This window comes from Okeania sp. SIO2F5, from assembly GCF_010692685.1.
GTDB classification, from domain to species: domain Bacteria; phylum Cyanobacteriota; class Cyanobacteriia; order Cyanobacteriales; family Microcoleaceae; genus Okeania; species Okeania hirsuta.
This window is the reverse complement of the sequence record NZ_JAAHGU010000010.1, coordinates 161,462-185,406: the sequence shown is the minus strand read 5'-3', so window position 1 is coordinate 185,406 and position 23,945 is coordinate 161,462. Positions and strand designations below refer to the sequence as shown.

17 protein-coding genes are annotated in these 23,945 nt (G+C 37.4%); 7 read left to right on the top strand and 10 right to left on the bottom strand.

Annotation, left to right across the window (positions count from 1 at the left end):
- Positions 1 to 43: 43 nt before the first annotated feature.
- Positions 44 to 1,006, bottom strand: coding sequence for a hypothetical protein (locus tag F6K27_RS07215; protein WP_205127490.1), 963 nt, complete (start codon positions 1,004 to 1,006; stop codon positions 44 to 46).
- 462 nt (positions 1,007 to 1,468) lie between these two features.
- On the opposite strand from F6K27_RS07215, the gene pstS reads away from it, so the two are divergent.
- Both pstS and F6K27_RS07205 read left to right on the top strand, forming a co-directional pair.
- A complete protein-coding gene (gene pstS, locus F6K27_RS07210; RefSeq protein WP_287272999.1) occupies positions 1,469 to 2,506 on the top strand; it encodes a phosphate ABC transporter substrate-binding protein PstS in 1,038 nt (345 codons plus the stop codon).
- Positions 2,507 to 3,141: 635 nt separating this feature from the next.
- A complete protein-coding gene (locus F6K27_RS07205) occupies positions 3,142 to 3,507 on the top strand; it encodes a DUF2237 family protein (protein ID WP_124146633.1) in 366 nt (121 codons plus the stop codon).
- Positions 3,508 to 3,639: 132 nt separating this feature from the next.
- Here F6K27_RS07205 and cimA read toward each other — a convergent pair whose 3' ends face one another.
- Positions 3,640 to 5,238: a citramalate synthase gene (gene cimA / locus F6K27_RS07200; protein ID WP_287272997.1), complete on the bottom strand. Its 1,599-nt coding sequence runs from the start codon at positions 5,236 to 5,238 to the stop codon at positions 3,640 to 3,642.
- A 154-nt stretch (positions 5,239 to 5,392) separates the two neighbouring features.
- Between cimA and F6K27_RS07195 the strand changes: the two genes are divergently transcribed.
- Both F6K27_RS07195 and thiO read left to right on the top strand, forming a co-directional pair.
- Complete coding sequence (locus tag F6K27_RS07195) at positions 5,393 to 5,731, top strand: 2Fe-2S iron-sulfur cluster-binding protein (RefSeq protein WP_124144870.1); 339 nt, start codon at positions 5,393 to 5,395, stop codon at positions 5,729 to 5,731.
- 659 nt (positions 5,732 to 6,390) lie between these two features.
- Positions 6,391 to 7,494 carry a glycine oxidase ThiO gene (gene thiO, locus F6K27_RS07190; protein WP_287272995.1) on the top strand — a complete coding sequence of 368 codons (1,104 nt, stop codon included), beginning with the start codon at positions 6,391 to 6,393 and terminating at the stop codon, positions 7,492 to 7,494.
- Between the two features lie 866 nt (positions 7,495 to 8,360).
- Here thiO and F6K27_RS07185 read toward each other — a convergent pair.
- Together F6K27_RS07185 and F6K27_RS07180 are read right to left on the bottom strand one after the other, a co-directional pair.
- Positions 8,361 to 8,585, bottom strand: coding sequence for a hypothetical protein (locus F6K27_RS07185; RefSeq protein ID WP_287272993.1), 225 nt, complete (start codon positions 8,583 to 8,585; stop codon positions 8,361 to 8,363).
- A 25-nt stretch (positions 8,586 to 8,610) separates the two neighbouring features.
- The gene (locus tag F6K27_RS07180; protein WP_161564509.1) at positions 8,611 to 8,781 is read right to left on the bottom strand and encodes a hypothetical protein; all 171 of its coding nucleotides are present in this window, start codon (positions 8,779 to 8,781) and stop codon (positions 8,611 to 8,613) included.
- A gap of 956 nt (positions 8,782 to 9,737) precedes the next feature.
- Between F6K27_RS07180 and F6K27_RS07175 the strand changes: the two genes are divergently transcribed.
- Both F6K27_RS07175 and F6K27_RS07170 read left to right on the top strand, forming a co-directional pair.
- On the top strand, positions 9,738 to 10,256 hold the full coding sequence (locus F6K27_RS07175) for a ferric reductase-like transmembrane domain-containing protein (protein WP_124144873.1): 519 nt from the start codon (positions 9,738 to 9,740) through the stop codon (positions 10,254 to 10,256).
- Between the two features lie 210 nt (positions 10,257 to 10,466).
- A complete protein-coding gene (locus tag F6K27_RS07170) occupies positions 10,467 to 11,897 on the top strand; it encodes a WD40 repeat domain-containing protein (protein WP_287272991.1) in 1,431 nt (476 codons plus the stop codon).
- Between the two features lie 379 nt (positions 11,898 to 12,276).
- Here the strand turns inward: F6K27_RS07170 and yidD are convergent, their stop codons facing one another.
- From yidD to psaA, 6 genes are all read right to left on the bottom strand, one after another.
- On the bottom strand, positions 12,277 to 12,513 hold the full coding sequence (yidD, locus tag F6K27_RS07165; protein ID WP_124144875.1) for a membrane protein insertion efficiency factor YidD: 237 nt from the start codon (positions 12,511 to 12,513) through the stop codon (positions 12,277 to 12,279).
- A 57-nt stretch (positions 12,514 to 12,570) separates the two neighbouring features.
- Complete coding sequence (locus F6K27_RS07160) at positions 12,571 to 13,452, bottom strand: aspartoacylase (RefSeq protein WP_287272990.1); 882 nt, start codon at positions 13,450 to 13,452, stop codon at positions 12,571 to 12,573.
- A gap of 255 nt (positions 13,453 to 13,707) precedes the next feature.
- Positions 13,708 to 14,619, bottom strand: coding sequence for a D-alanyl-D-alanine carboxypeptidase family protein (locus F6K27_RS07155; protein WP_287272988.1), 912 nt, complete (start codon positions 14,617 to 14,619; stop codon positions 13,708 to 13,710).
- Positions 14,620 to 15,038: 419 nt separating this feature from the next.
- Positions 15,039 to 16,019, bottom strand: coding sequence for a glutathione S-transferase family protein (locus F6K27_RS07150; protein WP_287272986.1), 981 nt, complete (start codon positions 16,017 to 16,019; stop codon positions 15,039 to 15,041).
- A gap of 342 nt (positions 16,020 to 16,361) precedes the next feature.
- On the bottom strand, positions 16,362 to 18,590 hold the full coding sequence (gene psaB, locus F6K27_RS07145) for a photosystem I core protein PsaB (protein ID WP_124144879.1): 2,229 nt from the start codon (positions 18,588 to 18,590) through the stop codon (positions 16,362 to 16,364).
- A gap of 106 nt (positions 18,591 to 18,696) precedes the next feature.
- Positions 18,697 to 20,952 (bottom strand): photosystem I core protein PsaA, encoded by a 2,256-nt coding sequence (gene psaA / locus F6K27_RS07140; RefSeq protein WP_287272984.1) that lies wholly within the window; start codon positions 20,950 to 20,952, stop codon positions 18,697 to 18,699.
- Between the two features lie 1,108 nt (positions 20,953 to 22,060).
- Here psaA and F6K27_RS07135 point away from each other — a divergent pair.
- The coding region (locus F6K27_RS07135) for a hypothetical protein (RefSeq protein WP_287300854.1) at positions 22,061 to 23,945 on the top strand (1,885 nt) is incomplete at its 3' end.

The window sequence follows — 23,945 nt, the reverse complement described above, 5'->3', positions numbered from 1 at the left end:
AACCGCTATTCCCTATTCCTTATTCCCTGTTCCCTGCCATAACTTAATTGCTAATCATTTTTTCTAGAAAAGGAAGTCCAAAGGCAATAACAATACTAACCGCTAAACCAGCAAAAGCTTTTAAAGCGTCACTAAAAATAATCTTACCTACATCCTTCATTTCGCGGTTTTGGAAATTGTGAGCTATTGCTATTTCTCTTCCAGCTAAAAGACCGATAAATACCCAAGTTGTACTCATCGGCATTTTGCTCCATTCTTTAAATAATAATAAGATTAATCCATAAATCAAATCTACAATTGTTGCCGAACGAATATCTTGAGTATTAGTTTTACTGGTAACTATATGTTGAATTGCACCACCATTTCTGTAAAAGATAATTGCGTGTAAAATTAACATCACAAACATGGAAAAAAATAGCATTGAAGCATCAAGATTTCGTGGCAAGTATGCAAAGATATTTGCCAAGTCTTGAATTAACCATTGACTCCACAAAAATGCTGTTGATACCCACTGCAAAATCACCCAATAAATTGGTGCTTCTTTGTCTGCTGTACTTAGAAATTTCTCTTCTAAAGCTTTAGTGATGAATTTATAAATAAGTATAGCTGTGACAAAAGCTAACCCATAGCCAAAAAATGATTTAGTCAGCATACTGATGAGATTGCTAGGAGCAAAAACTGTGATAATTAGAAAAGTGGTACTAACAGGAATTCCCCAATTTGTTAAAAATAGAAGTACGAAAGGAGGAACTATATAAATCCAACTAAAATTTTCAGGAAAAGGAAATTCTGCCAAACGCCCATAAGCTACATCTCCATCATTAGTAATCCAGCCATAGAAAAAAACTACTAACAAAACGGAGCAAATAAACAGCCATAATACCCACCAAGGGCGCTGAGAATTAGAACTTAAAAATGTGCCAAGGGTTTGTATAGCATCGTTAGCTACAATCGAATATGATGCTAATAAAAATCCAACCAACATAAATATATATTGACTGTTCATATTTTGTCGATATATCCTCAGATCTTGAACTATAATAATAACTACAGTTTAGATGATGAAGATGTTGATTTGGAGAACTATTAGACTTCTGGCAGAAGTCAGGGAATAGGAAATAGGGAGAAATAATTGATAATTTATGGATAATAATTGATTTTATTTTTGATTTTTACCAGATATCTATTAGTTTCAGGCTAAAATATTTTTTAGTCAGGTAATAGAGAGTACATAATAAAAGTTTTTGACTAAGGTTAACAAGAGATTAAATTTTGGCAAAATCTTGACAATATTATCTAATTAAATTATCTTCTATGGTGTCTATGTAAAAATCTTAATATATAGTAAGATAAAGATTTAGTAAGATAAATAAAGTCTATTGTATTCAAACTTCTATCCTCGTTATTATCTAGAGATATTAATAAACTAGAGACTTATAAATAATTAGATTTTTCTGGAGGCTCATATATGGTTTTATTAAAAACTATTTGGCACAATGCTCTAACAGTTACAGTTGCAGCAGTTACTCTTTCACTTGGCACTGTTGGTGAAGTCATCGCCCAAACTATTGAAGGTGCAGGAGCATCATTCCCCGCTCCTTTGTATGAGCGTTACTTTCAAAAATTAAAAGAAGATACAGGAATTACAGTAAATTACAATTCTGTGGGTAGTGGCAAAGGTATTGAGAGTTTTATTTCAGATACCGTTGACTTTGCAGGTACAGATGCGCCACCAGTTGCAGCAGAAATAGAACAAATGCCAAAAGGAGTAGTTATGGTACCTACCGCAGGAGGTGCTGTAGCAGTAGTTTATAATTTGCCAGGAGTTACTGAACTAAAACTATCTCAGTTGGTATTGCCAGATATCTTTGCAGGTAAAATTACTAAATGGAACGATCGCCGAATTGCTCAAGACAACCCAGGAGTTGACCTACCTGACTTACCTATTAAAACTGTAGTACGAGCTGATGGTAGTGGTACAACCTTCATTTTCTCCAGGCATCTGAGTGCTGCAAGTCCAACATTTAGTCGAGAAGTGGGTGCATCCAGAAAACCTGATTGGCCAAAAGAACCCCTGAAAGGTGACAAAAATGATGGAGTAGCTGCTTTAGTGAAAGAAACTGAAGGTGCGATCGGTTATGTACAGGACAGTTTTGCTCGTCAAAACAACCTGTCAACAGCAATGCTGGAGAACCTACAGGGTCGGTTTGTCGAACCTACTCTCGAAGAGGCGAATATTGCATTATCCGGACTGAGATTTTATCAAGACTTTACCCCTGCTAACGAAGCTAACCCTGATGATGGATACCCCATAGTTGGAGTGACCTGGTTATTAGTTAAGGAAAATTATGAGACTTCAGGTCAAGCAACTGCAGTTAAGAAAATGGTCAATTGGGTTTTACAGGAAGGTCAAAACTTGAACAATACTCTTGAGTATACTCGTGTTCCAGAAGCTATAGGTGCAAAAATACTTGAGAAAGTTGAAACTCAAGTAGCAAATCAATAATCAGACTTGAGCTATAGCAATTCCCAAAAAGAGTGAGGTAGAAAATTCGTTTTTTTTAGGGAACAGGGAATAGGGAATAGAATAGAAATCAAAGATAGGTGTGCCTCATTAGGAATCTCCGATAATAAAAAATTAGCGTTGGTAAAGCGCGTGTATGATATTAATCTTAATTACTTAGGAGTCAACCCACCCCTCGCCCCTCCCCCTCCCAGGAGGGGAACAGGAGTCAGGAGTCAGGAGAGAAGAAAGAGGAATAGAAGGAGAAAGTTTTTTGGTCGCGTAAAGGTCATGGACTTCTATCGCGCTCTTATCCGGACATGATATCATGCCTCAAATTACCAACGCCAAAAATCAAATCAACTATCGCACAGAAATTATCAATTCTTTCCCCCTACTCCCTCTTTTCCGGAGATATCTATTGAACAGGACAAAAAAGTAGCGATCGCCCATCAAAACACCCTATTTAATAGACATCTGGTGATCATAAAAAATCAAATTAATTATCGCACAGAAATTATCAATTCTTTCCCCTTACTCCCTAATCCCTACTCCCTACTCCCTCTCTTCCAAAGTACTAAAGTGAATCTCTCTGGTAAACTAAAAAACTGAACTAAATTAAGGGGAACTATTTTAAAATGATAGAATCACTAAATGTATTAGGTGAAAAGCTAGAAGTTTGCTGTACTTCTCCCATGACTGGATTTTATCGGGATGGGTTTTGTCAGACTGGACCATCAGATTTTGGTTCCCACGTTATTTGTGCAGCAGTGACAGCAGAATTTTTGGAATTTACTAAGCGTCGTGGTAATGATTTGAGTACACCTAGACCAGAATATTCTTTTCCTGGTTTAAAACCTGGCGATCGCTGGTGTTTGTGTGCGTCTCGTTGGAAAGAAGCTCTAGATTCTGGAGTTGCACCACCAGTAGTTTTGTCAGGAACTCATCAAAAAGCATTAGAAGTAGTACCTTTGGAGGTTTTGCAGGAACACGCACTTATTTAGGTGGTAGGTCTGAGTTATAGCAGTCGAAGGAAAGGTTAGGACAGGTCAAAAGCTTAAAACTCAGACAAAGTAAGATTTTTCCTTATTCCCTCTTTCCTCTTCCTTCTTCCCTCTTCCCTCTTCCTTCTGCTACTACAAAACCACACCTAATGCAGTTTCTTGAGATTGACTTTCCAACATCAAACCATACTCTAAACTTTCAACAACCGCCTGATAAGAAGCATCCAAAATATTAAAAGAAACCCCAAGAGTCGTCCACCGTTGCTGACCATTACTAGACTCAATTAACACCCTAGTTTTAGCAGAAGTACCTGCACCACCATCCAAAATTCTCACCTTATAGTCAGTCAAATAAAAATTAGCGATCGCCGGATAAAAATTTTCTAAAGCTTTCCGCAAAGCAGCATCCAAAGCTGAAACTGGACCATTTCCTTCAGCAGCTTCCAAAATATCCTGACCATTAACAGTAACTTTCACTGTCGCCAGAGAATTACTAAATTTTTCACCATCCTTATCCAAGTGTACTTGAAAACCCTTAATTTCAAAGAAATGCTGTCTTTGCTTCAAAGCTTTTCGCATCAATAACTCAAAACTAGCTTCTGCTCCCTCAAACTGATATCCCTCATTTTCTAACTCTTTTAACTTATCCAGAATTTGCCGACAAGCAGGGTTTTGACGGTCTAGCTCGATACCAAAACTTTTTGCCTTTGCCAACACATTACTCAAACCTGCTTGGTCAGAAATCACAATGCGACGACTATTCCCTATCTGTTGCGGTTGAATATGTTCATAAGTTAGTGGGTTGCGTTCCACTGCCGACACATGAATACCACCCTTATGAGCAAAAGCAGACAAACCCACAAACGGCGCGTGGTCATCAGGAGCAAGATTCACAACTTCACTAATAAAGCGACTGGTCTGAGTCAGTTTTTCCAGTTGTTGCGCCTGAATGCAATCATAACCCAACTTGATTTGTAAATTAGGAATCAAAGTACAAAGGTTAGCATTACCGCAACGTTCCCCATAACCATTGATAGTTCCTTGTATCATCTTCGCTCCTTCTCTGACAGCAGATAAAGCATTAGCAACAGCAGTACCTGAATCATTATGAGTGTGAATGCCTAATTTTGCAGTGGGCAAAGCATGGGAAACATCTGCTACTATCTGAGTAATTTCGTGGGGAAGAGTACCACCATTGGTATCACAGAGAACTAACCATTCCGCACCAGCATTAGTTGCAGCAGCTAAGGTTTGCAAAGCATAGTCAGGATTATTTTTGTAACCATCAAACCAATGTTCCGCATCATAGATGACCTGACGACCTTGACTACGGAGATAATAAATCGTATCTGCAATCATTGCCAAATTCTCTTCCAGAGTAGTTTTTAGCCCCTCAACAACGTGCAAATCCCAAGATTTGCCAAAAATTGTCACCCACCGCGTACCAGCAGATAAAATGGGTTGTAGAGTGGTATCAGAAGCTGCTTGTTTTCCGGGACGACGAGTGGAACAAAATGCGACTACTTCTGCTTGAGTAAGAGGTTGTTCTTTTAGTTGCCAGAAAAATTGTACGTCTTTAGGATTCGCACCTGGCCAACCTCCTTCAATAAAAGGAATCCCCAAGCTGTCCAGTTGGTAGGCAATGCGTAGTTTGTCTTCTAGGGATAAGGATAGTCCTTCTCGTTGGGCACCGTCGCGTAGAGTTGTATCGTAGATCCAGAGTTTTTTCATTATTACTAGGGGTCTTAGAAATTCAGATAATTTTTCAACTTAATTTAAACTTTATAATTAATCCTACTTTTTCACTAATTTTTTACTTTATCTTTTAACTTTTAACTGCTAACATAGATAACTAATATAGGTCAAGATTATGAAATAATTTGTTATGGTTAAGATTCAGGCTCAAGGTAAAACTATAACTTGCGATCGTGGTGCAAATTTGCGTCAGGTTTTACTAAAAAATGGTATTGATGTCTATAATGGCAATGCTTCAATTATTAACTGTCGTAGTATTGGTACTTGTGGCACTTGTGCAGTGGTAATAGAAGGAGAAGTTTCTCCATCTCAATGGCGAGAAAAAGCCAGACTTTCTATGCCTCCTCATTCTCCTAATTCTTGTAAACGTTTGTCTTGTCAAGTACAAGTTTTAGGAGATATAAAAGTAACTAAATATAATGGTTTTTGGGGGCAAGGTTCAGAAATTGTTTGGACTCCTGAAGGATAGAATATACCTTGAAAAAATTACTGAAAACATCTGCCAAAAACGGACATATTAGGAATAAAAGTTTTAGACTTTTGAGCTATTTTTTGGTTTTTTACAAATGATTTGGGATTATTCTCTGATAATAAAAACATAGAAAAAATATTATTTATAGCAACCGCTAGGTTAATGTTTGATAATTAGTGCGAGCATCTTGCTCGCGTAATAAATCATCATAATTATCCGATGTTCTAACTATAGTGGCGACTGTTATATCTTTGAATATAATCAAAGTACAGAATTAAAAAAATGTTGCCAATAATTATCCATACATTCATGTCATTTCAGTTATCAGTAAAAAAATCTTATCGCATCCTTCTTCACTACTCCTTATTTATCCTTATTGAGAAAATGGCATTGGTTATTTGAAGTATGATATCATGTCCGGATAATTAGGGATAAAACTACGTTCCGCTGACGCGTTTTATGTCGCCTAGCTTTAACGTTTGGCGTAGCATTACGTTAGTGTAGCTTCTCCGCAGGAGATAGGAAAGTTGTGCGCCAGCAAACAAAAAACTTTCTCCTTCCATTCCTCTTTCTTCTTCTTTCTTCCCTCCTGACTCCTGACTCCTGACTCCTGATTCCTAAGTAATTAAATACACTAATTCAGCAACACCTAGAAAATGAATCAATCAAGTAATATCCTAATAATTGGTGGCGGTATTATTGGTCTATCAATAGCAATAGAACTAACATTACGAGGGGCAAAAGTAACAGTTATTAGCCGTGATTTTCAGCAAACAGCGACAAATGCTGCTGCTGGAATGTTAGCTCCTCAAGCAGAAGCTATTCCCCCTGGTAAAATGTTAGATTTATGTTTAAAAAGTCGGGCATTATATCCAGAATGGGTAAAAAAAATAGAATCAATTAGTGGTATAAAAACTGGCTATTGGCCTTGTGGAATTTTAGCCCCAGTTTATGCAGAAAAAGATAGAGAAAATTATACTTTTCAAAACCTAAATTATCAATGGTTAAATCAAGCTGAAATCCATCAATATCAACCAGGATTAGGCCTAGAGGTAATTGGGGGTTGGTCTTACCCTGAAGATGGGCAAGTAGATAATCGTTATTTGTACGAGTCAACTATTGCAGCAGCTAAAGAGTTAAAAATTGATATTCTTGAAGGAATTGTTATAGAAATAATTCGTCAAAAAGGTAAAATTCAAAGCATCAAAACATCAATAGGTGAATTACAAGCGGAACATTATGTATTAGCTACAGGTGCATGGTCTCAGGAGTTATTACCAATTCCTGTATTTCCTAGAAAGGGGCAAATGTTGTCGTTAAAAATTCCCTCAGATATAGCTAGAGAAAATCTACCTTTACAGCAAGTTTTATTTGGCACAGAAAGTTATATTGTGCCGCGCCAAGATGGAAGAATAGTTATAGGTGCAACAAATGAAAATGTCGGATTTTCAGAGGGAAATACAGCAGCAGGAATTCAAGAATTATTAGGAAATGCTATTCGGTTATATCCGAGTTTAAAAAATTACAAAATATTAGAATTGTGGTGGGGTTTTCGTCCTAATACTCCTGATGAAATGCCAATATTAGGAACAAGTAATTATGATAATTTGACCATTGCTACTGGGCATTATCGGAATGGAATTTTATTAACACCTGTAACAGCGCTATTAATAGCTGATTTGATTTGGAATAATAAATCCGATCGATTATTAGATGCTTTTAATTGTTCTAGGTTTGCTGAAGTTAGTAGTAAATTTTGAATTGATAGTAATGGTTGAATCAGAATATTGGTCTTGTATTGAAGAAAAAATAAGTTGGAAAAAGTGGGCGTTCCTACTAAAAGAAGTAGCTCTGTGTCTACAAACACTAACCAATTGTAGACAGTACGAATGACGGTGAGTTATTCAGCACTTGAAGAAGGAAGAAGGAAGGAAGAAAAGGTCGATGGGGATAGTCTTCGACCTGCCACTTAGTGTTTTATAACCCTAACCAATTGCCAAAACCTTGTAGACGGCGGGGTATTAAACCCAAAATCAAAAGATAAAGAAAAAGATAATATACAAAATTTTTATTGGTTTTCCTGAATATACGATCTAAAAATTACCAATAATTAAATTTTAAAGCCTCTATTTCACTAGGCTAAGGACTGTTGTAATACCAGTTTGATAAATATTTGCTACAAATAGCTAGGCTATTTTTTTAGGAGTCAGGAGTCAGGAGTCAGAATGAATGACTTCGATATCATTTTTTAGGTCAAAACTTATCTTTTTAGTCACAAATACATCTCCAAAAAAGTATTTTAATTAGGGTTTGCTGAAAAAGTATTTTAGTAGGGGTAGGAGACAGGAGACAGGAGACAGGAGACAGGAGAAATTGGAATGAGCGAGGAAGCAGGAGTAAGAATTGTAAGAATGATTTTTCTGCCCAACTATGCGCCTAAAATACTAACTTTTTGAGCGTTTTAGACTGAAACAGGCGCACTTTTTTCGTTCCCAAAAAGGCACTTGTCTTTATATGTCAATGCTTTTATATTTAATCAGCAAGCCCTAATTACTCAAATTATGCGTAATATTCTTTTTTGAAAATAGTATAATACAAGGATAAAAAAATATTTTAGTCAATCTTCTTATTTTAAATAGAGGTAATTTTTAATTGTTGAAATGCTGCTGTCAAAATTCTCCACTTTTTCTTCTAGGATAGTTTCTAACTGAGCAATTACATTTTTGTGATTTTCGCGAAACTTTTCGTAACCGGGTATTAAGTAATATTCCTTCACTAAATATTTTTGCATTGAAGTGATAGGAATATGTCTGACTTTATCTGGTTTAGAGTTGATAATTATATTTTTCATAGATTAGTTTTTTTGTATTCAAATTTTATATATAAAATAATGCGACTAGGGGATTTACATTAACAACACTGACACCATGACTATCTCCCCAATCACCATGACGGCCGTTAATCCACTCATATCTAAGACCATTATCCCAAACTCGACCTTTACCACGTAAATCAACATAGTTGCTTGATATTGATGGCCATGACAAAGCCCAGATTATTTTTCCGGATGAATCAGCAATGGTGTGTAAATATAGCTTTCGTTAAAATTATTTGTTGCCAGTTTCACAACTTGCATAACCCTTGAAAACTCAGAAATATATTGTCTTAGACAACAAGAAAAACTCTAAGCTAAAAATTATTAGGAGCTAGAAAATGGCACAAATTAATAGTACACCCCAAAGCGGTCTGATAGTAGTACACAAGTAGCAATGTTTGCAGTTTCTCACCAGACTATGAAAAGTATGTACTGACAAATATTACTACTTCTACATAATTACTCTTCAATTCAAAGATTAACTCACAAAAATCATGAAAATACCGATGATTTTAGGTAAATAATTTATGAAAGATTCTTCTGAATACATAACTATAATTTCAGATCCTATATTTCATAATTACCAATAAAAATAATGAGGCTTGATCACATTAATCAGTGAAAAAATAAACTTAACGCCTGAGTATTATGACTCATATTTTAAAGAGATTTAGAACTCTAATTTGATCGTAATTAATTATCCGGAATAGATGTTTTATATTTTGAATATATTATCGTGGGTAATCAATTTCAAAATATTCAAAATGTTAGTAGTTGCTTTTTATGCTTGAATTGAGCAATTAATAACTAGAATTAAAAAAAATCTAATTTTCAATATTTTTCTCAGGAATATCTCTTAGATTGGGTGTAATCATTTAGCCTGGTAATTCTGCGAAGATCATTTCTAAAAAATGATATAAAAATTATCTTTACTAGAGAAAAATAACTGCTGTAAATATTTCTATAACTGAGCAAAAAAATCTCACTTACAGCAGATTCCACTAAGCGTGAGGTACACCCATCGCGGGCAAGATGGTCGCACTTGCATTCATTTAATTGTTAATCTCTGTACTTCATATACTTGGAATTTACTGTAAATAAAATTTAGTAACTAAAGGAGAAACTATTATGGATACAGCACCAGTAGCTAACTATTTAGGTTTATTAGCATTAGTATGTTATGTAATTACCTTACTACCAAGCATTTTGAGAATTGTGTTTCCGAGCACAAAAAAAACTGAATTTCCTAAAATATTGCTGAAGTATCGTCGTCAAATAGGTGTAATTGCTTTTCTATTTGCTTTTGGTCATGGAATGTTGCTAGTGAGCAAGAGAAACTTTGATTTTTTTGACATCCAAACTTATTGGATATATATACAAGGAGTCGTAACTTTCATTATTTTCACACTACTAACAATTACTTCCAATGATTGGAGTATCAAAAGAATGAAAAAAAATTGGAAGAAATTACATGAACTAACATATCTAGCAATGTTCCTCTTAGTCTGGCACGTCATAGACAAAATGTGGGGTCATTGGAGCTACCTCACCCCATTAGGAATGATTGGCATAACAACTATAACAGTTTTATTTATTGTTAGAAGATGTATAGAGCGTAGAAAAAAACTGACAAAAACTAAGAGCTGATTTATCAAGTAAATATTAAGAGGATAAATACTTTACAGTGTAAGGGTTTGACACTATCTAAGCTCCCAGGAAGAATTTTTGGCAAACCCATGCTAGAAAGGAGTTTCAACTCAGTTTACAAATCAGATATAAGGGTGTAAATTAAGTCAAAAATAAACATTAATTTGAAATTTTTTCAACAAGTAATCATCAATGGTAGGATTAAAATTTATGCTAGCTCAACCCAAGTATCGAAAATATTCTACAGTGATAGCAGCAACTACTTTAGCAACTATTGGTGGACTGTGGTCCTGGCGATCGCTATCCATATCAACCACAAACTTTGTCCGACCATCTGAACAAAGAACTTTACCCTCTCTAACCCTTTCAGGACATAAAGGATGGGTGTATGCAGTTGCTATAAGTTCTGATGGAAAAACTCTTGCCAGTAGTAGTTATGATGGCACGATCAAAATTTGGAATTTAAGCAATGGTAAATTGCTACATACTATCAATGCTCACGCAGATGCGATCGAATCTCTTGCGATGAGTCCAGATGGTAAAATTCTTGCCAGTGGTAGTTGGGATAACCGCATTAAACTTTGGAATATTGCAAATGGAACTCTTATCCAGACTCTCAAAGGTCATACCGATGATGTGAAAGCTATAGCTATAAGTTCTGATGGAACAACTCTTGCTAGTGGTAGTTATGATGGCACGATCAAAATTTGGAATCTTAACACTGGTTCTGTTGAGGGTCGTTTTCAACATTCAGCTCCTGTCACATCTCTAGTTTTGAGCAAGGATGGAGAGATGCTTGCTAGTGGAGGTAAAAATGGTCAAATCAAAACCTGGCAATTGAATACAGGTAAACAACTCCACTCCTTGGCAGCACATACAAACACAATTTGGGCGATCGCTTTTAGTCCCGATGGTAAAATTCTTGCTAGCGGTAGTCAAGACCGAAAAGTTAAGTTATGGCAGATGGACACTGGTCAACTACAATGCACTCTAGAAGGACACGACAAAGCAGTTTTGTCTGTTGCTTTTAGTCCCGATAGCAAAACTCTTGCTAGCAGCAGTTATGACAAAAATATTCATTTGTGGGAGGTAGATACAGAAAAATTATTAGAAACATTTACAGATCATTCTAAAGCTGTTTGGTCGGTAAAGTTTAATCCTGATGGACAAACTCTTGCCAGTGGGAGTGCTGATAGAACTATCAAACTGTGGTCTGTATCTGACTTTAGTAGTAACGATTTACAGAATACAACTCCCCCATCTATTGTGAAAGAGGAAGCAGATATAATTTCTGTTTCAGAGATTACTGATATAGCTGAGTTAGAAGAGTTAAACCAAAAGTTATATGACCAAATTGACCAAAGTTGGCAACAGACTCCAGTATGGTATGAAGATTTAGTGTTTGAGGTAAAAGTTAATGGGGATGGAGCGATCGCTAGCTTAGAACCGATGAATGAACCTGCACAATATTATAGTAAACACACACCTTTACCCAAGTTGTTAAATAGTGCTAATTCTGAAGTTACGAGTCAGAAACAGTCTTTTGCAATATTCCGGGTGGTGATGACACCGACAGGGGTACTTGAAGTTAGTCCTTGGGGTGGTTGGTTAAAGAAGCAGTCTGCAGTCAGCGATCGGTAGATTTTTTTTGAGACTCCCTCGTTTGCAGAGCATTCCAGAACTAAAAGGAGATTTCAACTCCTCCCTCTTTTGCAGGAGATGTCTAATACCAATTTGATAAATGTTTGCTACAAATAGCTAGGCTATTTATTAGGAGTCAGGAGTCAGGAGTCAGGAGTCATAATGAATGGCTTTAATACGATTTTTAGGGTGTAAATTATCTTTTTTGTCAAAGGAACATTTACTGTAAAATCTTTTTATCGCACTTATTATTCGTAACATTCTTTTTTCAAATTGGTATAAGAGGCTGTTTATTCTATAATTACTTCAGTATCTAATCTCCCCCACTCCCCTACTCCCCTACTCCCTCACTTCCCCACTCCCCCACTCCCCTACTCCCCTACTCTCCACAGTCCTCACACTCCCTTGGAGGAACTGGGTCATAACCACCAGGATGAAAAGGATGACAACGTAAAATTCGCATAATTGCCATTCTACCGCCTTTAAAAATCCCAAATCTTTCTATCGCTTCCATCGCATATTCTGAGCAAGTAGGTTGAAAACGACAGGATGGAGGTAACATTGGTGAAATGAAAATTTTGTAGCCTTTAATTAATTTAATTAGTAATACTTTCATATCTGAGCCACTTACTTATAACTGATAACTGATTCAAATGCGTGTTTGATGATGAAATTAAAATGTAATTCTCTCTTTTTTTGTCAAACACATAGCAATTCCCTTTTCATAGTAAGCCGCCTCATTAATAAAAACTGGCCATGTAGGAATTTCTTCTTCATAATAAATTGTTTCGCCATCAAAGGTTAAAAAAATTGGCTCACCTGGAGTTAATTGTTCATAATCTCTCCCTTGTAACTCAGGATGAATCATTGCTGTTATTTCTCCATCTTCAGTCTTAGGATAATCTACAACTTTTAGATGTTTATAGACTATAATATCCTGATTAATTAGATTCAATTTACCTTCATTGAAATTTTCTATAAAATCTAAACTTGCCTGAACTAATTTTTCTGTTTTCCGAAATAAATCTGCTTTGAGAGTACCTTGAGCTATGGGACCTACTTCAATACCAAAACTTAATTCACAAATAGAATTTACAAAAGCATTTTCTTCTCCTGGATTAATCCAGCTATAAACTCTAACATCTGGTTCAACTGAACTTAAATAAGCAGCAGTTTTGAGGTTAAAGGGATGATTATTCGCTAAAACTATTGTTAATCCCATATTAGCAGTGGTGGTATGCAAATCCAAGATAAAATCAAACTTAGGGTTCCCTTTTGGTCCTAGCATTTGATTAATAAATTTTGCTCTAGTTTCTTCATAGTTAGTCTTGTTTTGATTTTCTAAATCCTGGAGTTTAAAGCAACGATTTAAGTCAGTATCAACGTATCTTCTCACCAGTTCAAATGCTTGAGGATTAGCAAATAATGTTTGAGTTTCAAAATTAGTTCTACTAATTAAGTCAGGAAATTTTTCAAACTTTTTAACAAGATATATACCTGTAAACTCATTACCGTGAGTTCCACCCACAATTGCCACTTTATTAATTTTTTCCATTTCGATAAATCCCCTGCAAAAATACAATCCATTGATGATTACTCAATTAAATTATCAATATTTGATAAGCAACTGATATTTTCAATTTTTCTCAATCATTTTAGCTCCTGTACATCCCCTATTCAACTACTACCCTGACTCCTATTCACAATTAACTTTAGCAAAGCAGTTTACCAAGTATTTAACAACCAAAACAATAATAATTATTCGTTATCTTTTTCTTTTGGGTTTAATACCCCGCCGTATAAACGGTTTTTACAATTGATTCATATTTGAGTCTCCATCTATTTCTTCTTCCTTCTTGCTTCTTCCTTCTTCAATCAATTCAGTATCTTCTAAAATTAATTCTGACTCTTCAGAAACTATATTAGGTTGATTTTTATAAAAAGTCTCTAGACTATGGCGATCGCCTACATAACGCCAATGCCAAGGTTCATAACCAATATCTTTTTCATCATCAGCAGGTATCATTTCAAAGCTAAAATAAGCAGCATAATTTTGTAGCCATTGAAAAGCTGCTGTCTTTTCAAATTCAACATTTTGGTTAGTTGCTGGTGCATTACCATCTCCAATATCAACAGCATAACCTGTTACATATTCCCCATAACTTAAAGGTGAAATTTGATTGGCATTATTTGTATAATTATCTTCAATATTATTAGTATTGCTCGCCCAATCTTTTAATTCATACTTAGACTGAAACCCTCTCAAAGCCACTAAATTAATACCATCATTTCTAGCAGCATAAAGCATTTTTTGAAATTTTTTCACTGCATTTATTTGCAATCTAATCTCACTATCAGAAGTTATATACTCTAATTCCATTTCTGATACTTGCGAGTAAGGAAAATCTAATAAAGTATCTTTTTTTAGTTCATTTATCGGAGTTTCATTCACAGAAGATGTAGCTACAGTATTTGCATTATCAACTTCAGTTTGAGTTGATGAAGCATTAACTTGATTGAGATTAGATTGAAGTTGTAATCCCAGACTAACTGCTCCCACAACTACAACTATTCCTATCCAACCCCACATCCATTTTTTGCTTTGAGACTGAGCTGGAATAATTTCTTCATCCTTTTGAGGGTCTCGTACTGCTTCAGGAATGTCATCCGCAACAGTTTCTTGGACTAATGATAAATTTTCTGACAGACTTTCGTTGTGCAAAGTTCGACTCCTGCTAGTGAATTTCAAAGTCGTTTCTTACTTTACTAAAAAACTTAAAAGTAAACACGATTAGACCTTAGCATAAGGAAATAATCTTCTCTGAGCAAAGGCCACAGTCTCCCTATGGACTAATATCATGTCTGCTTATCATGTCCGCTGGTATCCTTTGTCTAAACTCAAGGGTGAATATCTAGAGGAAATTAAAGTTTTTTCAGGCTTTTAAGCCTTCTTCATTCTTCCTTCTTCCTTACCCTTACCTTACAATAATTATGCTACTGGACATGATATAATTAACTATAAAAAACTTTCTTCTCCTCTTCCTTCCTTTTTCCTCCTGTACGTCGCCCTACTGACAGTCCCTACCTTGCTTTTGACTTCTGACTTCTGACTTCTGACTTCTATCTTGTCCTGCCTAAGAATTATTTCTGCAAAATACTTACTATATCTGGACCTAAAGGAATAATTCCCCCAGGGTTAAGAGGAAAAAGATTGCCATAATAATCTTGCTTAACTGCTTCTAAATTACAAGTATTTGCTATGCCAGGAAGTTGATATAAATTTCGTAGATAAGCACTTAAATATTGATAGTCCTGAATTCGCCGCAAGTTACACTTAAATAGACCATAATAAACAACATCAAACCGGAATAATGTAGTAAACAAACGTACATCTGTTAATGTTACTGTCTCACCACAAAGATACTTACTGGCAGAAAGTGTATTGTCAATTTCATCTAAAGTAGTAAATAGTTCCTTACAAGCTTTTTCATAAGCTTCCTGAGTTTGGGCAAACCCACAACGATAAACTCCATTATTAACTGTGTGGTAAATTTTGTCATTCCACTCGTCCATTTTGGTTTTTAATTGTTCTGGATAAAGGTCAAGATGAGGATTTTTGGCAAACTGATTAAATTCAGCATTGAGCATCACAATAATATCTGCACTCTCATTATTCACAATAGTTTTTGTTTCCTCATCCCATAGCACAGGTACAGTGGCGCGTCCATTATAACCAGGCTTTGCTAAATTATATAATTCCGGTAGAGTAAAACATCCTTCTTGTTCCTCTTCCAATACCCATATACCTCGATCGCCTGCTGGAGAAACAACAGTTACTGGAATAGCATCTTCCAAACCTTTGAGCGATCGAACAACTAGAGTTCGATGTGCCCAGGGACAACCTAGTCCGACAAATAAACGATAGCGTTTAGTAGCTGGTTGATATTTGTTTTCTGCTTGTGTCCCTACTGTTTCCCTAAATAGACTAGCAGGACGAATGTATTCTCCTGAATTATTGCGTGGGGCCAGTTTTGACATCATTATTTGCCACAAGCTTGTCCAAACCCATTTTCCTAGCTTTATTGTGAGAGAAGGTGGAAGTGATTTGCGTTTGTTAACCATTTATTTTTTTTGAATTTAATTAAGTCAACAGCGATCGCAAGGAACGAGTATAAAAATTTTACACTTAATTAACCGCCTTAGTTTCGGACCTACTCCCGGACAAATTGAACAGATTCAAAATATTGGCAAGGCGATCGCAAGATTGATAGCTGTCCCTGGCTTAAACTGTAAAACCTAAGACTATCAACTCATCCCATCAGTTAATCTTTACATCCGTGGCCAAATCCCTGTGTGCCCTATTCTCCCAGTCCTAATATTTTCCACAAAAAAAACCCCCTACCAAAGGCAGGAGGTTGAATTTAATTAACCTACTAAACTAGGTTTGCTGCTAATCTCAAGAAATTAACCAAACTTACCAGCAGTAGAGGCTATCACAAAGGCAGCGTAGGTGAGGACAAAGCCTACTGTGAAGTGAGCTAAACCTACCACACGAGCTTGAACGATAGAAAGAGCAACAGGCTTATCTTTCCAGCGAACTAGGTTAGCTAGAGGAGTACGCTCATGTGCCCAAACAATAGTTTCAATTAGCTCTTGCCAGTAACCACGCCAAGAGATGAGGAACATGAAACCAGTTGCCCAAACTAGGTGTCCGAAGAGGAACATCCAAGCCCAAACAGACAGGTTATTAGTTTCATAAGGATTATAACCGTTAATTAACTGGGAAGAGTTCAACCACAGATAATCACGGAACCAACCCATTAAGTATGTAGAAGATTCGTTGAATTGAGCAACGTTACCTTGCCAAACAGCTAGGTGTTTCCAGTGCCAGTAGAACGTTAGCCACGCAATGGTGTTTAACATCCAGAACATAGAGAGGTAGAAGGAGTCCCAAGCAGAGATATCGCAAGTACCACCACGACCAGGGCCATCGCAAGGGAATGCGTAACCGAAGTCTTTCTTGTCTGGCATTAATTTAGAACCACGAGCATCCAAAGCACCTTTGACTAAAATCAAAGTGGTGGTATGCAAACCTAGAGCGATCGCATGGTGTACCAAGAAATCGCCAGGACCGATGGTTAAGAATAGAGAGTTAGTACCACTGTTAATAGCATCTAACCAGCCTGGTAGCCAAACGTTACCGTAGTTAGGCCAAGCTGTAGCTGCGATGCTGTCTGAATTAGACAACAGCACATCCATGCCGTATAAAGCTTTCCCTGAAGCAGCTTGAACGAACTGAGCGAATACAGGCTCGATCAAGATTTGCTTTTCAGGAGTACCAAAAGCAACCACTACATCATTGTGGACATAAAGACCGAGAGTGTGGAAGCCCAAGAATAGAGAGACCCAGCTCAAGTGAGAGATGATTGCCTCTTTGTGCTGCAATACACGATCCAGCACGTTGCCTTTGTTCTGCTCGGCATCGTAATCTCGTACTAGGAAAATTGCACCGTGAGCAAATGCACCTACCATAATGAAACCAGCAATATACTGGTGGTGGGTGTAAAGTGCTGCCATTGTGGTATAATCCCTGGCAATAAAAGCATAAGGAGGCAAAGCATACATATGCTGTGCTACCAAGGAAGTAATTACACCCAGAGAAGCTAATGCTAAAGCTAACTGGAAGTGTAGAGAGTTGTTGAGAGTTTCATACAACCCTTGGTGAGGCAGGTTGAATTGACCTTCACTCTTACCACCTACCAAACCAGCTTTGGAGTCAAGCATTTCTTTGATGCTGTGACCAATACCAAAGTTAGTCCGGTACATATGACCAGCAACGATGAATAATACTGCGATCGCTAAGTGGTGATGAGCCATGTCAGTCAACCACAGGGACTCAGTTTGAGGATGGAAACCACCCAAGAAAGTCAAAATTGCAGTTCCTGCACCTTCTGAAGTACCAAACACATGGCTAGCAGTATCAGGATTCTGAGCATAAACGCCCCAGTTTCCTGTGAAGAAGGGAGCTAAACCTGCTGGGTGAGGCATAGTTGTCAGGAAGTTATCCCAACCAACGTGCTGTCCGCGAGATTCTGGAATTGCAACGTGAACCAAGTGACCAGTCCAAGCCAAGGAACTAACACCGAACAGACCAGCTAAATGGTGATTTAAGCGGGACTCAGCATTTTTGAACCAAGCGAGACTAGGACGGAACTTGGGCTGGAGGTGTAACCAACCAGCGAACAGCATGATGGATGCCAAGATCAGGAGGAAGATAGAACCCTGATATAGGTCTCCATTTGTTCTCATGCCGATGGTGTACCACCAGTGGTAAACACCAGAGTATGCTATGTTTACTGGGTTAGAAGCACCTGCTTGAGTGAAAGCATCTACTGCAGGTTGACCAAATTGAGGGTCCCAAATCGCATGGGCGATTGGACGTATATTTAGAGGATCTTTAATCCACTGTTCAAAGTTTCCTTGCCAGGCAACGTGGAATAAGCTACCGGATGTCCAGAGGAAAATGATTGCTAGATGGCCGAAGTGGGAGGCAAAAATCTTTTGGTAAAGATTTTCCTCAGTCATACCATCATGGGTCTCAAAGTCATGAGCTGTAGCTATCCCGTACCATATCCTACGGGTGGTTGGATCTTGTGCCAGGTCTTGGCTAAATTTTGGGAATTTTGTGGCCATAAATATTTTATCTAAATGTCTCGCGTGAATCTGAGAATCTTAGATTGAATTGGGGATTGAGGATCGTTCAATCCCCAAGCAAGAATCTTAAAACGCTATTGCATTCTTATCCTACTGAAATTATTCGAGCCAGGAAGAATGCCCAGGTTGTGACAATTCCGCCCAGGAGATAGTGAGCTACCCCCACTGCCCGACCTTGAATGATGCTTAGAGCGCGTGGCTGAATTGCTGGAGCAACCTTTAACTTATTATGAGCCCAAACGATAGACTCGATCAACTCTTGCCAGTAGCCACGACCACTGAACAAGAACATTAAGCTAAATGCCCAAACAAAGTGTGCCCCTAAGAACAACAAACCGTAGGCAGACAGAGCTGAACCGTAGGATGTGAGTACCTGAGAAGCTTGCGCCCACAGGAAGTCACGCAACCAACCGTTAATAGTAATTGCACTTTGTGCAAAGTTGCCATAAGTAATATGGTCTACTGTACCGTCTGGGTATACTGTTCCCCAAACATCTGACTGCATCTTCCAGCTAAAGTGGAAAATCACAATTGATAGGGAGTTGTACATCCAGAACAGACCTAAGAACACATGGTCCCAACCAGAAACTTGGCAAGTACCACCACGACCCGGACCATCACAAGGGAACCGGAAACCTAGTTCACTCTTATCCGGAATTAGACGAGAGTTACGGGCATAAAGTACGCCTTTGAGAAGAATTAAAGCTGTAACGTGGATGGTGAAAGCATGGATATGGTGAACCATAAAGTCTGCCGTACCCAAAGCTATTGGCATCATTGCTACTTTGCCACCTACTGCTACAACATCACCACCGAAAGCTGGGCTAACAGATGCTAAAGCATTAGGGGCGGTATTGCCAGGAGCCAAAGTATGGAGATTTTGTACCCACTGAGCAAAGATTGGCTGTAGTTGAATCCCAGTGTCAGAGAACATATCCTGGGGACGGCCAAAGGCACGCATAGTATCGTTGTGAACGTACAAGCCGAAACTGTGGAAGCCTAAGAATATACATACCCAGTTTAAGTGGGAGATAATCGCATCCCGGTGACGAATTACGCGGTCCAAGAGGTTATTAACGTTCTTGGCTGGATCGTAATCCCGAACCATAAAGATAGCAGCATGAGCTCCTGCTCCCACAATCAGGAATCCACCAATCCACATATGGTGTGTGAACAGAGATAACTGAGTTGGGTAGTCAGTAGCAATATAGGGATATGGTGGCATTGCATACATATGATGCGCCACGATGATGCTTAGGGAGCCCATCATTGCCAAATTAATTGCCAATTGAGCGTGCCAAGAGGTTGTCAGAATTTCATAGAGACCTTTGTGACCTTCTCCGGTTAAGGGGCCTTTGTGAGTCTCAAGAATTTCCTTCATGCTGTGACCAATGCCCCAGTTTGTCCGGTACATATGGCCAGCAACAATGAATAATACTGCTAATGCCAAGTGATGGTGAGCTGTGTCAGATAACCACAAGCCACCTGTCACAGGGTTTAAACCACCTTTGAAGGTCAAGAAGTCAGCGTATTCGCCCCAATTTAATGTAAAGAATGGAGTGAGACCTTTAGCAAAACTAGGGTATAACTCTGCCATCAAGCTTCTGTCTAAGATGAACTCGTGAGGTAGAGGAATATCCTGTGGTGCTACCCCAGAATCTAACAGCTTGTTAATTGGCAGGGAAACGTGAATCTGGTGACCTGCCCAAGACAAGCAACCTAGACCCAGTAAGCCTGCTAAGTGGTGGTTCATCATTGATTCCACATTCTGGAACCATTCCAACTTAGGAGCGCGCTTATGATAATGGAACCAACCAGCAAACAGCATCAAGGCAGCCATTACTAAGGCTCCGATCGCTGTGCAATATAGCTGGAACTCATTCGTTATGCCAGAAGCACGCCATAGTTGGAATAATCCAGAGGTGATCTGAATTCCATGAAAACCACCACCAACGTCACCATTTAAAATTTCTTGGCCAAATATTGGCCAAACTACTTGAGCACTTGGTTTAATTCCTGTGGGGTCTGTTAACCAAGCCTCATAGTTGGAAAATTTAGCGCCATGAAAATATGCGCCACTCAACCAAATAAAGATTATGGCCAGATGGCCAAAGTGTGCGCTAAAAATTTTGCGCGATACATCTTCTAAATTGCTGGTATGACTATCAAAGTCATGAGCGTCAGCGTGTAGATTCCAAATCCAAGTAGTTGTTTTTGGTCCTTTGGCTAGACTCCGGTCAAAGTGACCTGGTTTGCCCCACTTTTCAAATGAGGTTGGTACAGGGTCCTTATCTACGGTTACTTTTACCTTTGCCTCGCGCTCCGGAGGACTTATGGTCATGAAGACTCTCCCCTCTGAAAGAAACTTAACTGAACTATTGATGTTGTCAACATTGATAACATTTGTAACGAATCATCTACGTCTTTTGCAAATTTACAGACTTTAGCTGTCTTTTGCAGGAATGCAACACCACACTCTTTGGTTATGCCAAAAGTCTATCAGACTTCGGCTGAACTCTCTCAAATACATAAGATTCGATTTTATCGTTCTTAGTGTATTTGGAAGTTCTTTAAGAGATTATAAACTTGCTCAACGAGCATTAAGTTGTATGTTTACAATTATTAAAATTTTCTTAAAGCAAGCTAATCAACTACTGTTAAGCGTGTCACGGTCAGGAAGGAAAGTCAAGAATTATTACGACATAATTTACAATTATTAACAATCAACTTATTCTTAATGTAACTTAATTACCTAATCACCTAATTATGCTCTAATTTCAAGGTATGAAAATCAGGTCTTAGTAATTTGTGATACTAAATTCGGCGATCTTAAAGAAGGGTTAGAGAGTAAGAGCGAACAACAGACTTTTGACAACCGGATTTAGTATAAAATAATTTCCTGCTAATAGTAATACCCATAACTTACTTTGGTAAAATATTAAGAGGTATAAGAATACAGATTACTCTTACAGTTTTGTATCTGGATTTACCAACGCTAATCAATACTTATGATGAGAAAGTTGACAATTCTCAAATTTAACTACAACTACTCTGTGAAAACTTTAAATTTGACTAGATAATTAGACTTCATGGACTTTTCTACATTTTAATAAGCTCTACAAATGTTCGCCTAATTATCGAAAAACGAAAAAATATAGTTAATTCCCATCAATAGCAAAAATATTGATTTTAATGAGAAAATCATCATAAACAACAGAAAAACTGAGAAAAGAAATATCAATGTCAACTCTCAATTTATAGGAGTGTAGTGCGTGTTTAATATAAACTTGCCAAAAATATACGGCAGTCTTATTTTGGTTTTACAGAAAATATCCTCAAGAAGGTACATCAGTAGGATGCATCACCGACAAATGTACCTATTAGGACATCAAGATAGGAAAAAGGAAACAAAGATCAGAATTTTAGACTCTTTCTCTATTTTTGGATTTTTGACAAATCATCTAGACTTGCTATATCTAAGAAAATTATTAACACTTCTAATAGTAGTAGTTTTAACTTTCGGTTTGGTCAGTTGTAGCGATCGCTTCTCTGAGCAACCTCAACTTAGCGAGGAAAAACCTGTAACGACTTCTACCTCTAAAATATTGGAAGTTTCGCCACCAGAAATAATTCAACAACTGCGTCAAGCGATCGACATCTACAAACCACAAGTTACAATACAAAGTCCTCAACCAGAGCAGATCTTTGAAGATAATACTGTTACAGTAAAACTCCAGGTGAAAGATCTACCGATATTCAAATCAGAATTAGACTTAGGACCTTATGTAGAAGTAATTTTAGACAACAAACCTTATAAAAAAATCTATGACCTAAATCAATCTCTTATTTTATCAGACTTAGAACCAGGTACTCATACTCTCAGGGTTTTTGCTTGTCGTCCGTGGGATGAAAGTTTTAAGAATGAAGGTGCTTATGCTCAAACAACTTTTCATATTTTCACTAAAACCACGAATAATAATCCTGCTCCAAATTTACCACTATTAACTTACAATAGTCCCTTGGGTGACTATGGTGCGGAACCCATCTTGCTTGACTATTATCTTACTAATGCACCATCGCACTCAGCAGCACAAGAATATCCTGAAGACGAAATAGTTGATTGGCGTATTCGTGTTACGGTTAATGGAACCAGTTTTATTACCGATCAATGGCAGTCAATATATTTAGAAGGGTTTCATCCAGGAAAAAATTGGATCGAGTTAGAATATATTGATGATGAGGGTAATGCTCTCAATGAGATTTATAATAGCACTATTGCTTTGATTACCTACGAACCAGGTGGACAAGATACTCTCAGTAAGATCATTCAAGGAGAAATTTCACTTAAGGAAGCATATAGTATAGTTGACCCAGAATACATTTATGAGGAAACTCAAGCAGAAGTAACTCCAGAATTAGAAATAGAGGATATTCCTACTGCTGAAGCAGAAGAAATTGAAGTAGAGGAAACTTTAATTGCACCAGAAATAGAGGATATTCCTACTACTGAATTAGAAGAAATTGAAGTAGAGGAAATATTAATTGCACCGGAAATTGAGGATATTCCTACTACTGAACCAGAAGAAATTGAAGTAGAGGAAATATTAATTGCACCGGAAATTGAGGATATTCCTACTACTGAACCAGAAGAAATTGAAGTAGAGGAAACTTTTACTGAAGAACCAACCTCAAAAATCGAAACTACCGACGAAGCAAAGGAACTACCAACAACAAAAGAAAAAATAGGTGAATTTGTGAATCGTGTTAGAGATATATTTAAAGGTATTAGGAATAAAGTTACCGAAAAACAGAAATCAGCAACTCTAGACACAATAGAAAAACCAAATGTAGAAGAAAATTTCAATCCATCAGAAAAATCTGAAGTTGAAGATTCACTTCAGGAAAATGAGTTTCCTAGTCTGCCAGAAATAGTAGAGGAAGTACCAACACCAGAATCAGTAGAAAAACTGCCTCCGCAAGAAACTTCTGCTTTGACCCCAAATGTAGAAGAAAGTAATGAATCAGTAGAAAATCCTTCTACTTCTATACCGGAAGTTGTAGAAGATTTTCCATTTGAAGATACTATTCCAGAATCATCACAAATTACCGAGGCAAAATCTGAAGAAGTTGTAGAATCTCTCCCACCCGAAAGTGATAATTCTATTACTTCTATACCTGAAGTTGTAGAAGATTTTCAGCAAGATACTATTCCAGAATCATCACAAATTAACGAGGAAAAATCTGAAGAGAAAAAATCTGAAGTAGTTATAGAAACTATGCCCACTGAAAATTATGATTCTACTATTTCTATACCTGAAGTTGTAGAAGATTTTC

Bases quoted from the DNA above. Each gene is read 5' to 3' on its own strand.
- F6K27_RS07215 (WP_205127490.1), bottom strand. From the start codon at position 1,006: ATGAACAGTCAATATATATTTATGTTGGTTGGATTTTTATTAGCATCA.
- pstS (WP_287272999.1), top strand. From the start codon at position 1,469: ATGGTTTTATTAAAAACTATTTGGCACAATGCTCTAACAGTTACAGTT.
- F6K27_RS07205 (WP_124146633.1), top strand. From the start codon at position 3,142: ATGATAGAATCACTAAATGTATTAGGTGAAAAGCTAGAAGTTTGCTGT.
- cimA (WP_287272997.1), bottom strand. From the start codon at position 5,238: ATGAAAAAACTCTGGATCTACGATACAACTCTACGCGACGGTGCCCAA.
- F6K27_RS07195 (WP_124144870.1), top strand. From the start codon at position 5,393: ATGGTTAAGATTCAGGCTCAAGGTAAAACTATAACTTGCGATCGTGGT.
- thiO (WP_287272995.1), top strand. From the start codon at position 6,391: ATGAATCAATCAAGTAATATCCTAATAATTGGTGGCGGTATTATTGGT.
- F6K27_RS07185 (WP_287272993.1), bottom strand. From the start codon at position 8,585: ATGAAAAATATAATTATCAACTCTAAACCAGATAAAGTCAGACATATT.
- F6K27_RS07175 (WP_124144873.1), top strand. From the start codon at position 9,738: ATGGATACAGCACCAGTAGCTAACTATTTAGGTTTATTAGCATTAGTA.
- F6K27_RS07170 (WP_287272991.1), top strand. From the start codon at position 10,467: ATGCTAGCTCAACCCAAGTATCGAAAATATTCTACAGTGATAGCAGCA.
- yidD (WP_124144875.1), bottom strand. From the start codon at position 12,513: ATGAAAGTATTACTAATTAAATTAATTAAAGGCTACAAAATTTTCATT.
- F6K27_RS07160 (WP_287272990.1), bottom strand. From the start codon at position 13,452: ATGGAAAAAATTAATAAAGTGGCAATTGTGGGTGGAACTCACGGTAAT.
- F6K27_RS07150 (WP_287272986.1), bottom strand. From the start codon at position 16,019: ATGGTTAACAAACGCAAATCACTTCCACCTTCTCTCACAATAAAGCTA.
- psaB (WP_124144879.1), bottom strand. From the start codon at position 18,590: ATGGCCACAAAATTCCCAAAATTTAGCCAAGACCTGGCACAAGATCCA.
- psaA (WP_287272984.1), bottom strand. From the start codon at position 20,952: ATGACCATAAGTCCTCCGGAGCGCGAGGCAAAGGTAAAAGTAACCGTA.